We start from the raw sequence: 13178 nt of genomic DNA, 5'->3' as shown, positions 1-13178 counted from the left end.
CAAACTCCTTAGTTAATTTGATTTGGTAAGTGTAACTTGGCGGGTAATAAGTAAAAGTTTTCTTGATCAGTTTTGACTTCGTGCTGTTTGGTAATAATCTTTTTGAATTTTTTATTAAATTCACCACGCGCCATCATCACTTGATGACCACAACCTAAGCACAAAATCTTAATATCAGCGCCCAAACGCACCACTTCCCAACGATTTATGCTACAAGCATGTGGCTTTTTCATCATGACAATATCACCAATTTGATACATCTTCACCCTCCGCTAATCAATCGAAATATTTAATAGCTCTAAAATACGGTTCAAATCTTTGGTTGAAGCAAAATCAATCTGGATTTTACCCTTCCCATTTTTACTATCAGTAACTTTGACACTCGTGCCAAATTTATTGACTAATTGCTCCTCAGTTTCTGTAATGAATGATGATTTAGCCGGAGCTGTTTTTTTCACAATTTTGACCGGTTGTGTGGCCATGGATTCTAATTGGCGCACCGTCAACCCCTGCTCAACTGCTAATTTAGCCACTTGATCAATCTTCTTCGGATCTTTAAACGTCAATAACGTCCGCGCTTGCGCCATCGTTAAATCACCATTGATTAACAATTGCTTGGTTTGTTCTGGCAAACTCAATAAGCGTAAGTAATTGGCAATATACGGCCGACTTTTACCCAAACGTTCCGAAACTTGTTCTTGCGTTAAATGCAATTTTTCAATCAGAGTTTGATAAGCTTGCGCTTCTTCAATGGGGTTAAGATCTTCACGTTGCAGATTCTCCAGTACCCCAATTTCCATCATTTGACTTTCATCTAATTGCCGGATAATGGCGGGAATCGTGGACCGCTGAGCAATTTTGCTGGCACGAAATCGACGCTCGCCCACCACAATCTGAAAACCGTTGACACTTTTACGAACCACAATCGGTTGAAACACACCATTTTCTTTAATGGATTGTGCCAAATCGTCTAAAGCTTCTTGATCAAAGGTTTTCCGGGGTTGATAAGGATTCGGGCGAATATCTTCTAAAGAAATTTCGACAACATTTTCTGACGTAATTTCATCTTTTTCAAAATCTGAAAAAATTGCATCAATGCCGCGACCTAAGCCGCTTCTTTTCTTATCGGTCATCGTTATCCATAACCTCCTTGGCTAATTGCAAATACACCTCGGCGCCACGTGATTTGCGGTCAAAATCAATAATCGGCAAACCATAACTGGGTGCTTCGGCTAAACGAGTGTTGCGCGGAATAATCGTTTTATAGACATGATCGCCAAAATAACTTTGAACTTCATTAACAACTTGCGTACCCAAATTCGTTCGCGCATCAAACATCGTCAACAAAACGCCTTCAATCGCCAAATCGGGATTAAAGTGCTTTTGCACCAGCCGAATCGTATTCAATAACTGACTCAAGCCTTCCAATGCATAATATTCACTTTGCACCGGAATGACAATAGAATTGCTGGCGGTAAAGGCATTGATTGACAGTTGCCCCAATGACGGTGGACAGTCAATCAAAATATAATCATACTGTTGGGCAATCGAACCAATCGCTTCTTTTAAACGGGTTTCGCGCGCCATCATTGATGTCAACTCCATTTCAGCACCTGCTAATTGAATTGTAGCCGGCACGATATCCAAGTTTTTGCGTTGCGTGTGCATCACCGTATCACCCAAGGGCATTTCGTTAATAATCACATCGTAAATATCTTGCGTGACATCCACTTTTTTGATGCCCAAACCACTCGTCGCATTGCCTTGCGGATCAATATCAATAACTAAAACACGCTGACCTAATTCGGATAAGCAAGCACCCAAATTAATCGTAGTTGTTGTTTTGCCAACACCACCCTTTTGATTAGCTAGGGATATTACTTTAACCATGCCCGTTCTCCTTTTTGACTGTAATAATCAATTGATATTCTTGCTCACCATCAATTTCTTGATAACTAAATTGTGCGCCATTTTTTTGTGCTAAATTGACTGCATCTTTGACGGTATTAATGGATAATTGCGCGTTCTTTGACGGTAAAGCTCGAATTCGTTGCGCTTTCTTTTGAACTACCGGTTGCTTGATTTTTTGAACCAATTGTTCCGTCTGTTTCACAGTCAAAGAATTTTGTTCAATTTTTGTTAATGTTGTTTGTTGTTGCTGTGCATCCAAACTCAACAATGCTCGCCCGTGACGTTGAGAAATCTGCCCTTGGCTAATCGCCGTTTGCACAGCAGGTGCTAATTTTAACAAGCGCAATTTATTCGCCACATAAGATTGACTTTTGCCCAAATGTCGGGCTAAATCTTTTTGCGTCATTTGATTCATCTGTGCCAAATTCAAATACGCTTGTGCTTCTTCAATGGGATTCAAATTTTGACGCTGTAAATTTTCAATTAAAGCTAGTGATGCTGATTGATTATCATCATAATCGCGGACAATGGCGGGAATCTGCTCCCACTGCAAAGTCGTGACCGCGCGCAAACGTCTTTCGCCAGCAATTAACTCATATTGTTGATCCGCCTTGGGGCGCACAACAATCGGCTGCAGCAAACCATTAGATTGAATCGACTGCGCCAATTCAGAAATATGAACCGGATCAAATTCCTGACGCGGTTGATACGCGTTAGCAACAATTTGCTGGAGCGGAATCGACTGGACTGTATCTGCCGGTTGCTTTGAATTTTTGTCCCAAAGATTTTCCCAAAATGACAAATCTGAACTCCTCCTAATGACTACTCTAACGGCTCCTTAGCAGGTGTTCCTGGTTTACGTGGATATTTTTTAGGTGTACGTGTTTGCTTTTGAATAAATAATATTTCCCGCTGACCCGCCTGCTCTGGTAACTCGAAACTTTTAGTTTGGGTTACCTCGGCATCTAAAATTTTTAGAGCCTGTTGTGCAGTCTTAACTTCATCTTGTGCATGAATGCCTTTTAAAGCAATAAATGTGCCTTGAACTTTGACCACCGGCAAACATAACTCTAATAAAACTGATAATTTAGCCACAGCGCGTGCCGTCACATAATCAAAGGCTTCGCGCTGATCTTTTTGCCGCGCAAATTCTTCCGCACGGGCATGTACCAACGTCACTTGTGTTAAGCCAAGTTCAGTGACCACTTGCTCCAAAAATTTGATTCGCTTTTGAAGTGAATCCACAATGGTTAATTTTAGGTTTGGATTGATAATTTTTAAAACGATCCCGGGAAAACCCGCGCCCGAACCAATATCGGCTAAGCTCAGGTCTTCCAGCAACCGCGGCTCAAAAAACAGCGGCGTCGCGGAATCATAAAAATGTTTGACATAAACTTCGCGGGGTTCTGTAATATTCGTTAAATTCATTACTTTATTCGTTTGAATCAATAAATCTAGATACTGCCCAAATTGCTGCATCTGCGTGGTTGACAAGGTCAACCCTTGTGCTTGTAGTGCCTGTTGAAATTCTTGCGGACTCATTTTGTACTCCTCACGTGAAACACAACAAGATGTTTCACAATTTATCCTATCTTAATTATTTTATAAACGCAATCATTTACTTCAATTAAAAAACGTTTTCCGACCAAATTTTCTGGAATTCCGATTTATAATAAGTAGATAAAAACTCATAAGGAGAAATCAGATGCTGCCTTACTTAAGATTAGCCCAGCTCACCGACCTGCCTATGATCGAACAAATTATCACGGATGCAAAAAAATTATTACATGATGACCAAATTGATCAATGGCAAAATGGTCAGCCCAATAAAACACAATTTGTACAAGATATTCAGCAACAAAATTGTTGGGTTTTATGTCAACATGCAAAAATTGTCGGCACCGCCACCCTCATGTTTCAAGCTGACCCTAATTATCAAATAATTTATGATGGTCGATGGAGTTCTGACGCTCCCTATGCCGTGATTCACCGTTTTGCCGTGCAACCAGCCGCGAATGGCCAACATTTCGGACGGTATTTATTTTCTAATTTATTATCACAAGGTTGTCGCCAAAATTACACACACTTTCGCATCGATACCCATCCAGACAATTTGCGCATGCAGCATTTAATTATGCAAGCTGGCTTTCAAAACCGAGGCTGGATTCAATTACAAAACGAACAACAAGCACCACGCTTGGCCTATGAATTGGATTTGGACATTTGAAAATGAACTGTACCTGCTTGTGCTTCAATGGTGGCTTGGGCGCCCAAAATGGTGGGCAACATCGGCACTGTGTGACAACTATCGTAATCATAAATTATTGGTAATTGCGGATTGTGGATAACTTCTTGCAAGATATCGACTGGACGTCGCTGGGTCTGCTGATCATCAAAAAATGCATGCTTCCCCAAAATCACCCCGCCAACTTGCTCAAACACCCCGGCAGCTTTGAGTAAAGCAAAACTCCGTTCAATCGTGGCCGCATCTTTTTGCGTATCTTCAAGCAATAACAAGTCCCCTGCCTGGAATTGCGGCGCATACGGTGTCCCCCAAATGCCCGTTATCGTGTCCAAATTACCCCCCAATGATGCGCCCACTTAAAATTGATTGTTGTGTATAAAACCAATGATTAGCTTGGTGCTGCTTGGGACGTTCAAATTCTTCCCAATTTAGCGCTTCATCACTCCAAAAGGGGTGCTGATGTAAAGTCACGTCCGCATGCGTCAACAACGCCAATAAATCTTGCCACATTCAAGTGACATACGGCTCCCATTCGCCAAATGACGCCACCGCTGCCGGACCCATAAATGACGCGGCAGTTTGGCGCTTTTTGCAAAACAGCCGACAATAGCGCCGTTGTATCCGAATAACCAACCACCGTTTTAGGATGTTGATTCAAATAAGCGTAATCCAAATATGGCAACACAGCGTTGGTATTCATGCCACCAATTGCCGCCATTAACACATCCAGCTCATCTTGATGAATTAAATCGTTCAATTCTTGGGCACGTGCTTGAATTGAACCGGAACGATAATAATCTTGCTGACCTGTTAAATTGCCCGCCACCACTTGCACACCTCGCTGATGAAAAAATGTTTGCGCACGTTGTCAGCGTTTGGGCGATAATTTCGTAATCGGGGTTGAGGCTGAAAACACGCCAATTTTCATGAGGTCCTCCTTCATTTTGAACAAAAAAATACCATTTCAACTGCTGTAAAAATGATATTTTTTGGACAAACTAGACTTTTCTTCCCAAACAGTTTAAACTATCAAAGATTAATAGTAAACTGTTTAATGAGGAAACTTTAAGCATGTCCACAATTAAAATTGCATATTTATATGAAGATCTTATGAATACTTACGGTGATTCCGGTGATGTCAAAATTTTGCGGTATTTCTTAAAAAAAGCTCAATTTGACAGTACGGTCACCAATGTCAGTCTGGGCGACGATTTCAATGCTTTTGATTACGACTTTTTATTTTTTGGTGGTGGCCAAGATTTTGAACAAACGGTGGTCGCCAAAGACATTTTGCGTCATCGCCAAACAATTGCCGATTATATTGAAGATGGGCGTCCGATGTTAGGCATTTGCGGCGGTTATCAATTCTTGGGTGCTTATTACCAAACCAGTGGCGGGCAACGGATTCAGTGTTTAAACATTTTGCCGTTTCATACCATTTTCAATCCCGAAAAACGGATGATTGGCGATACTCATTTCACCACCCAATTCGGCGAAGTCCATGCATTTGAAAATCATAGCGGTCAAACCTTTTTTGACGATCATGACAAGCTGCAGCCGTTCGGTAAAATGATTACCGGTTATGGCAATAATCCCGACGATGGCGTCGAAGGCATGATCTACAAACAAACTATTGGCAGTTACGCACACGGACCACTGTTGCGCAATCTTAATGTTGCCAAAGTTTTGGTGCAACGGATTATTCAAATTCATCAACAAAATAATGATTAATTCATAAAATCAAAAGCTCCCCCAAAGTTAAACTTATTTTGGAGGAGTTTTTTGTGTGCTAAAGCGGTCTACAATTCTACTTGATATCGTTTAATTTGCCGATATTCGCTGCCCCTTTTTGCCTCAGTATTCCGAACATCTATATCATTTTGTAAATTTAAAAAATAACGATCCGAAATTCCAAAAAATCTACCTAGTCTCACAGAAGTATCAACGGTAATTTGCCGCCGATTATGCAAAATATCTTGGATTCTAGATGTTGGTACATTAATACTTTTTGCCAAAGCATAGGCCGAAAGATTCAACGGTTCCAGAAACTCTTCTTTCAAAATTTCACTGATTGTTGGTGTCGTAATCTTATTCATATTGTCACTCCTTTAATTGTGATAATCTACGATTTCAATATTAAGAAAATCATTTTTATTATCAACCGAAAAACAAAGTCGATATTGTGCATTGATCTTTATACTGTACTGTCCGTCACGATTTCCTCGTAGTCGTTCTAAATGGTTAGCTGGAGGAACTCGCAAATCATTCATATTAGTGGCATTATTTAACATAACCAGTTTACGTAACGCTACCTTTTGCATTGATTGAGGTAGTTTTTTGGAAAATTTTTGATTATATATTTTTTCAGTTTCCCCATCAGCAAAATTGATTATCATAAGTTTTCCCTTTATATTATTATCCATTAATATACCTCCAAACCATGTATATGTAAACCAGTCATACTTGAATATTCACAATTAATCAGCAGATTATTAAAACAAGATAATTTGACTTATCTTCCAAATTTTTGTTAGATAGATTTAGCAACCAACAATAAAGGAGCGATTGAGATGACAAAAATGACCGCGGGACGTGCCTTAGCACAAGTTTTGATCAAATGGCAAGTTGATCATTTATACGGAATTCCCGCCGATTCGATCAACAATACCGTGGAAGGATTCTATGATGAACGCGAACAGCTCAAATATATTCAGGTGCGTCATGAAGAAGTGGGCGCCTTAGCTGCCAGTGCCGACGCCAAGTATACCGGCAAAATCGGCGTATGTTTCGGCTCCGCTGGACCTGGTGGCGTACATCTATTGAACGGTTTATACGAAGCCAAAATGGATCATGTACCCGTGTTGGCAATTGTCGGGCAATCTGCCACAAATATTATGAATACGTCGTTTTTCCAAGAAATGAATCAGGATCCAATTTTTGCGGACGTGGCGCCGTTCCATCGTCAAGCTACCAACGCTGAACAGATTCCTTATTTAGTCGATCAAGCGATTCGAGCAGCTTATGCCAACAAAAGCGTGTCGGTGGTGATTTTACCAGATGATTTGTCAGGTCAAGAAATTGATTTTCACGGCTTTGAGACCCAAGCCATCGCCCAAAAGCCCGCTAATCTGCTCAAACCAACGCAAGAAGCAATGCAACAAGTCGTGCAAGCGTTAGAACAGGCTCAACGGCCACTTTTGTGGATCGGTCGCGGGGCTAAGAATGCTCGTGATTTAGTTGTACAAGTTTCCGAAAAACTAAGTTTACCAGTCTTAAGTACCGTACCCGCCACTGGCATTATGCCCACAGACCACCCGAATTTTATGGGGTCCAAGGGGCGTTTAGGCACCAAACCGGGTTATGAAGTCGCTAGCGCTTGCGATTTGATTCTGTTTGTCGGCACCAATTATCCGTTCGCCCGTTTCCTACCGCAAAATATTACTTTCATTCAAGTTAATAATAATCTGGCCGATTTGGGCAAACAATATGATGCTAATGTGACCGTGTTAGCTGATAGCGCCGAGTTCTTGCAAGCTTTGTTGGACACGGGATATCAACGTGAACCATCTGCCTTTTTAAAGGCGGCTCAACAAGACAAGCGCAATTGGGATCAGTGGTTGTTGGAACTATCTCAAGATGATGCGCAAGGTTTACGCGCCGAAGGTGTGATTCAAGCGATTAAAGATAACAGCACCAACAACGCCGTTTACAGTTTGGATGTTGGTAACAACACGGAATGGTCGATTCGCCAACTGCCGTTTGATCAACAACAATCGTTCACGATGTCACCTTGGTACGGCACCATGGGCTTTGGCCTGCCCGGTGGAATGGCCGCGCAATTGAATTATCCCAATCAACAAATCTGGAGTATCTCCGGTGATGGTGGTTTTGCAATGGTGATGCCGGATCTGTTGACGGAAGTCAAATATCAATTACCCGTGATTAATGTTGTGCTCGCCAATAATTCGTTTGGTTATATCGAACATGAAAAAATCCAAAACCAACAATCCATGTATGGGATCAACTTGTTGGGTGCTGATTGGGGTGCGGTTGCCCAAGGCATGGGTGCCCATGGTTTTACCGTGCGTAATCTCGCCGAACTTAAACAAGCAATGCATCAAATTAACGAGTTGCAAAAGCAAGGCAGTCATTTGCCAATTGCTTTGGACGCACACATTCAAAATATTGATCCGATTGATACCAGCTTCATTCCGGTGAATGAAGATCTGTTTGATCAACCAACCATTGACCAATACCGCACTCGTTATGACTTACCCGCGGATTCTCAACCATCACTACAAACCTTAATTAAACAATTTAGTTAAATTAAAGATAAAAAAGCTTCGCCCGAACGGCGAAGCCTTTTTATTGTTTATAGCGAATTACTATATGTCTAAGTGATCAATATAAAATCTTAAAATACAAACGTAGTTGAAAAATGCCGTATATCTACATCATTAGATTTCTTTGATATATCTACGAGAGTATGTTATATTGACCTCGTAGAAATGAATTACAAGTTATACGGCAACAAAAAAGAAACCCCAAAGACTGGTACAAGCAGTCTCAAGGGTTCTTTTTTGTTAGCGTTTATTCAACCATATTCTGAAAAGTTCCAAAATAATGCCAGATAAAACACTCAATAAAAACTGTAGAAATGATGTCACAAGTTACACCCCCCTTCTGTTGCAAGAGGTGACAACTTAGTCATTTTAACATAACAGCACATCATAAAATTATTAAAAATATATCTATAACATTAGATCGAATTACTATACGTCCACGTCATGGTGCCACTGTAATTGCCCAGTGGTTTGTCATTGGAATTCAACCGAAAATGCTTATCCGACACATAGCTTGTCAAATCACTAATTCCTTGCGTGGTCAAACCGCTCGTCGTCAAATTACTTGCAGTGCCATCGATTGATTGATACGTTCCAGAGGAATCCGTTCGGTATTCAATCAACGCGTTCCCCGAATCCGGCCGCAAGTAAGCGTAAGCGCTCGTACGCAAATCTTGATTATACTTGACTTGCAGATAATACTGCTTACTGCTAGACGCCGAATAATGACTGAACTTCAATCGACCACTCGTCGTATTGTAAAACGGACTATCAAACACGCGCGGATTGCGTCCAAAATCAATGACATCAGGCACGCGGACAAAATAATCAAGGTCTTTGCGTTGCAACGATGTTGAAGCGGAAGTATTCGAAAGCGTCTGACCATTCATGGTCACATTGATGCCCACCGTATTATACGGTATCTTAATCGTACTTTCGTGTTTAGCTCTCGGTTCGCCAGCCACAGGATCAGCCTTAGCTTTCGCGTTATAAGTCAAATCAATCAAATCCCCGGGACTAAAATTACCCGTTGCTTTCGTGACCGTAATCTTGCCCGTGTTAGGATCGACCGTTGCCGAGGCCGCGGAACGATCACCATTTACCGTCACACTTGGTGCACTATTGCTAAAATCTAACCCCGCATTACGACTACTAAAAGTTACTGGCGATGTTAAGTTGTACATATTAGCTTCGTTTAATTGATATTGCATATGATATTGGAGAGTATCCCCCGGCACATACGTCGCCGAACTGGCATAATCACTGGTGTCTTTCGTGTTCTTCACGCCTAATGTCAATTTAGCGTCAAAAGCTTTGGTAATGGGAATCGTTAAATCCGGGGCAGCCGCCGTGACCGTCTGATGATTGCCACCACCATCTTTATTATCCCCAGAAAAACTCGTCTTAACCACCGCATTTCCGATTGGCGCATCACTATCAATCGTGACAGGAAATTTGACCCAATCCCGATCTGACGCGTTATCTAGCACTATCGACGAATTATAAACAGTTGGTACAACCATTTTAACTTGTCTAGTCGTCGCATCATAACTACCAGTCAATACTGCGTGCGAACCTGTACTTGACAGCGTAATTTGCTTGAGATCTTCTGCCGTCATCGATAGACCTTGCGGTAAAGTCACGTAAAAGGTCTTGGGCGTCAAACTACCCTGACCATCACTCTTATTGGCCAATTGCACTGTCAAATTCAACTGATCACCCGGATGATTAAACCGCGAAGACTTGGTGTTACTATAACTTGAAGTGAGCTCCGGCTTGGCTTGACCTCGGTGTTCCAAGTCGAATTCAATATTATGATGTTGCGTTTCTTGGGGTGCAATCTTCTGCACGGGCCATAGGGACTCAAGGCCCGTTAACACTTGACCAGAAGTAAGAGTTAAATTAGTACCTTCTGGATAGTTACCCGCTTCTTGACCAACATAATTACTATAGTCCGTACCCTGCCATTTATTATTAGGACTAGAATAGAGACCAATTGTAAGCCAACGATTTGGTCCATCAGCAACACCTGTCCGAAAAGTAGCCAGAGTTGTTCCATTGCCAAGTAAGCTGGTAAAACCTTGATTATTGCCTAGCGCTATTGCTGAAGTACTCTGATAAGTACCAGCTCTAGAACTACCGATTTCGCTGTAATCTGCCACAATATAAGACAAGGTTGATTGTGAAACGTTTTTGACAAATAATTGATGATTAACTCCTGCAGTCGCCGTTTTAGATGGCGTGATTAAATCTTCAAACAGAAAAGCCCCATTAGGAACATTATCTTTGACACGATCTACTTTTGTCGAATATATTAGCCATTTCAAAGCCTTGACTTGTCCCGTCTGATCTGTAACCAAATAAAATTTTCCTCTATTGACATGATCTGTTGAAGAGACATAAACAACATCTGGTTCATACAAAACATCATCGTTCCTCAATACACCGCCACTGTCATTAATAGGACAAACTGAGTAATAATCCCGAAAGGAAAAACTATTCAGCGTATCATGCAATTCTAAATATTTCTCATGACCAGCAATATAAGGATAAAAAGCAGAGGTCTCCCCTTGAGTATAAAAATCGCAGGTGAAATTATTTTCCAATAATAAACTTGCAATCAAACATCCATAGTCATCATCCCTGGACACCGTTTGATCTTCTTGCGTATATTCGGGCGAATTAAAGCCATCATCAATTAGATTGGGTGTAATTTCTGGTGGCGCGGTTTTCGTGGAAACTTTAGCTTGTACATTATGTATCGAAACTAAAAAGAACAAACTAACTAAAATTAGTAGGAATGAACCCCCCTAGGATTTTCTTATGGTTCCTATTAGTTCTAGCTAATAAAAAATGCAACATTTTAATATACTGCTCCTATTTTTGTTGGTATTAACGCTTGTGAAATTAATTTCAGTTTAGTTGATTGGCGAGCCGTTTGCAAATGGCCAGCTGGCAATTCGATTAAATAATGCGAATTATTTTTCGCTTACTTGAAATTTTTAGAGGGATATCTTGAAGAAAACTTTCATGTAAATATGTTTTAACTAAAATTAATTATTTTTTGCACTAAAAAAAGCCCAAAATATTTTTTTGGACTTTTTTAGATTAAATTTAGTTTAAAGAAGCATTACCGACCACTTTAACCTTTACTTTCGTCGTTTCACCGGGTGCATATGACAACGGTGTTTCTAAGATTTCTACCACCGAAATCGTATCCGCCAACGCGCCCGCACTGACGGCACGTTCCGTGGCCAATTTAGTTGCATCAGCCAAAGCTTGTTCGCGCGGAATCTCAACATACTGATACATCTTCTCAAATTCCCCACCAATTTGGGCAATCGTGGCGCCAATCGCGTTGGCCACGCCACCATACTGATTCGTGTCAATCGCACTGACGCCCGTCAACTGCTTGGGCGCGATAATCGAACCACCGCCCACCAGAATCACGCTGACATCTTCCGCACTGGTTTTCATTTGATCAATACCAGTTTCCAAAATCTCTTGAATGACCGCCATTGCTTGTTGGGCGTCGGCAAGCGGCACATCAGCCACTAGGGACGGATCACCCAGTTCGACCCACCCCAAACGAACAGCAATATCGGTTGTGGTGAGCGTGTCGCCGCCAAAAGCCTTCGCCCTTTCAGTAATCGCGTAACCTACGCTATCGGGTCCGACCGTGATTGTACCATCAGCTTGCTTACGGACAATACTACCTCCACCTAAGCCCACGGACAAAATATCAGGCATGCGGAAGTTAGTTTCCACGCCACCGACACTGACTGCTTTGGAGGACTCCCGTGGGAAGCCATTGACGAGCGCGCCAATATCCGACGTCGTCCCGCCAATATCACAAACCAAGGCATTTTGGCGTCCAGATAAGTACGCTGCTCCACGAATACTGTTGGTTGGACCACTGCCAATCGTCAGAATCGGATATTTTTCAGAATAGTCTAACGACATCAGGGTGCCATCATTTTGACAGAGATATTCTTGCGCTTGAATTTGTTCCACTTGCAAGGCTTTGGAGAAGCCGACCGTCACTTTTTGAATCACCTTGAACAGTGCGGCATTTAAGATGGTCGCATTTTCTCGACCAATCAAGCCCACTGAACCAATTTCTGAGGAAACGGATACGGGGAAATCTGCCCCCAGAATTTCATGGACTAATGCAGCCGTGCGGCGCTCTTGGTCATCATTAATAGACGAAAAAACACCCACAATCGCAATGGCATCCACTTGTCCTTGCCATTGCGCCACAATATCTCGAATTTCAGACTCCGAAAATGGGGCTAGCGAATCGCCATTAAATTCATAACCACCATGAATTAAAGAATACTTGCCCGACAAGGTTTGAACAATATCTTCAGGCCATTGTGTATAAGGGATAATCGAAGCAGTAGCGGGATAACCAATTCGCAACACACCCACTTGTCCTAAATTTTTACGCTCAACAATCGCATTGGTCGCTTGCGTGGTGCCCAACATTGCTTGATTAATTGCCTGTACGTTGATTTGACTAGCTTGCACCACTTCATGAATTGCGTTACTAATTCCCGTTTGAATATCTTTGGTCGTATGGGTTTTGGTATGTGCCACCACTTTTTGATGATCATCTAAAATCACCGCGTCCGTGTTCGTGCCACCCACATCAATTCCTAATTTATACATGAACTAAC

General features: G+C 41.7%; 12 protein-coding genes and 1 pseudogene. 3 read left to right on the top strand and 10 right to left on the bottom strand.

The window, feature by feature from the left end:
• Positions 1-8 precede the first annotated feature (8 nt).
• From MOO45_RS00275 to rsmG, 5 genes are read right to left on the bottom strand one after another with little or no spacing between them, the layout of a single operon-like run.
• Positions 9-260 carry a DUF951 domain-containing protein gene (locus MOO45_RS00275; RefSeq protein ID WP_249514440.1) on the bottom strand — a complete coding sequence of 84 codons (252 nt, stop codon included), beginning with the start codon at positions 258-260 and terminating at the stop codon, positions 9-11.
• Positions 261-272: 12 nt separating this feature from the next.
• Positions 273-1133 carry a ParB/RepB/Spo0J family partition protein gene (locus MOO45_RS00270; protein ID WP_249514439.1) on the bottom strand — a complete coding sequence of 287 codons (861 nt, stop codon included), beginning with the start codon at positions 1131-1133 and terminating at the stop codon, positions 273-275.
• Complete coding sequence (locus tag MOO45_RS00265; protein WP_249514438.1) at positions 1123-1890, bottom strand: ParA family protein; 768 nt, start codon at positions 1888-1890, stop codon at positions 1123-1125. Before MOO45_RS00265 ends, MOO45_RS00270 begins: the two co-directional genes overlap by 11 nt.
• A complete protein-coding gene (locus MOO45_RS00260) occupies positions 1883-2713 on the bottom strand; it encodes a ParB/RepB/Spo0J family partition protein (protein WP_249514437.1) in 831 nt (276 codons plus the stop codon). The genes MOO45_RS00265 and MOO45_RS00260 overlap by 8 nt, the downstream gene beginning before the upstream one ends.
• A gap of 20 nt (positions 2714-2733) precedes the next feature.
• Positions 2734-3453: a 16S rRNA (guanine(527)-N(7))-methyltransferase RsmG gene (gene rsmG / locus MOO45_RS00255; RefSeq protein WP_249514436.1), complete on the bottom strand. Its 720-nt coding sequence runs from the start codon at positions 3451-3453 to the stop codon at positions 2734-2736.
• Positions 3454-3616: 163 nt separating this feature from the next.
• On the opposite strand from rsmG, the gene MOO45_RS00250 reads away from it, so the two are divergent.
• Positions 3617-4138: a GNAT family N-acetyltransferase gene (locus MOO45_RS00250; protein WP_249514435.1), complete on the top strand. Its 522-nt coding sequence runs from the start codon at positions 3617-3619 to the stop codon at positions 4136-4138.
• On the opposite strand, the pseudogene MOO45_RS08165 reads toward MOO45_RS00250, so the two are convergent.
• Positions 4114-5084 (bottom strand): annotated as a pseudogene (locus tag MOO45_RS08165) (S66 family peptidase). The gene MOO45_RS00250 and the pseudogene MOO45_RS08165 overlap by 25 nt on opposite strands.
• Positions 5085-5227: 143 nt before the next feature.
• Here MOO45_RS08165 and MOO45_RS00240 point away from each other — a divergent pair.
• Positions 5228-5887 carry a type 1 glutamine amidotransferase gene (locus MOO45_RS00240; RefSeq protein ID WP_249514434.1) on the top strand — a complete coding sequence of 220 codons (660 nt, stop codon included), beginning with the start codon at positions 5228-5230 and terminating at the stop codon, positions 5885-5887.
• A 68-nt stretch (positions 5888-5955) separates the two neighbouring features.
• On the opposite strand, the gene MOO45_RS00235 is transcribed toward MOO45_RS00240, so the two are convergent.
• Positions 5956-6252, bottom strand: a complete 297-nt coding sequence (locus MOO45_RS00235) for a HigA family addiction module antitoxin (RefSeq protein WP_249514433.1) — start codon at positions 6250-6252, stop codon at positions 5956-5958.
• A gap of 12 nt (positions 6253-6264) precedes the next feature.
• Positions 6265-6552 carry a type II toxin-antitoxin system RelE/ParE family toxin gene (locus MOO45_RS00230; RefSeq protein WP_249515105.1) on the bottom strand — a complete coding sequence of 96 codons (288 nt, stop codon included), beginning with the start codon at positions 6550-6552 and terminating at the stop codon, positions 6265-6267.
• 174 nt (positions 6553-6726) lie between these two features.
• On the opposite strand from MOO45_RS00230, the gene MOO45_RS00225 reads away from it, so the two are divergent.
• Positions 6727-8481 carry a thiamine pyrophosphate-dependent enzyme gene (locus tag MOO45_RS00225; protein ID WP_249514432.1) on the top strand — a complete coding sequence of 585 codons (1755 nt, stop codon included), beginning with the start codon at positions 6727-6729 and terminating at the stop codon, positions 8479-8481.
• A 434-nt stretch (positions 8482-8915) separates the two neighbouring features.
• Here MOO45_RS00225 and MOO45_RS00220 read toward each other — a convergent pair whose 3' ends face one another.
• Entirely contained in the window at positions 8916-11279 is a 2364-nt protein-coding gene (locus MOO45_RS00220) for a hypothetical protein (RefSeq protein ID WP_249514431.1), read from the bottom strand.
• A 334-nt stretch (positions 11280-11613) separates the two neighbouring features.
• Positions 11614-13170 carry a hydantoinase/oxoprolinase family protein gene (locus tag MOO45_RS00215; RefSeq protein ID WP_249514430.1) on the bottom strand — a complete coding sequence of 519 codons (1557 nt, stop codon included), beginning with the start codon at positions 13168-13170 and terminating at the stop codon, positions 11614-11616.
• Positions 13171-13178 lie beyond the last annotated feature (8 nt).

Source organism: Bombilactobacillus folatiphilus, from assembly GCF_023380265.1.
GTDB lineage: Bacteria > Bacillota > Bacilli > Lactobacillales > Lactobacillaceae > Bombilactobacillus > Bombilactobacillus folatiphilus.
This window is presented reverse-complemented; position numbering and strand designations above follow the sequence as displayed.

Coding starts and splice junctions, on each gene's coding strand:
- MOO45_RS00240 (WP_249514434.1), top strand. CDS start 5,228: ATGTCCACAATTAAAATTGCATATTTATATGAAGATCTTATGAATACT.
- MOO45_RS00215 (WP_249514430.1), bottom strand. CDS start 13,170: ATGTATAAATTAGGAATTGATGTGGGTGGCACGAACACGGACGCGGTG.
- MOO45_RS00270 (WP_249514439.1), bottom strand. CDS start 1,133: ATGACCGATAAGAAAAGAAGCGGCTTAGGTCGCGGCATTGATGCAATT.
- MOO45_RS00235 (WP_249514433.1), bottom strand. CDS start 6,252: ATGAATAAGATTACGACACCAACAATCAGTGAAATTTTGAAAGAAGAG.
- MOO45_RS00265 (WP_249514438.1), bottom strand. CDS start 1,890: ATGGTTAAAGTAATATCCCTAGCTAATCAAAAGGGTGGTGTTGGCAAA.
- MOO45_RS00230 (WP_249515105.1), bottom strand. CDS start 6,552: ATGATAATCAATTTTGCTGATGGGGAAACTGAAAAAATATATAATCAA.
- MOO45_RS00225 (WP_249514432.1), top strand. CDS start 6,727: ATGACAAAAATGACCGCGGGACGTGCCTTAGCACAAGTTTTGATCAAA.
- MOO45_RS00275 (WP_249514440.1), bottom strand. CDS start 260: ATGTATCAAATTGGTGATATTGTCATGATGAAAAAGCCACATGCTTGT.
- rsmG (WP_249514436.1), bottom strand. CDS start 3,453: ATGAGTCCGCAAGAATTTCAACAGGCACTACAAGCACAAGGGTTGACC.
- MOO45_RS00250 (WP_249514435.1), top strand. CDS start 3,617: ATGCTGCCTTACTTAAGATTAGCCCAGCTCACCGACCTGCCTATGATC.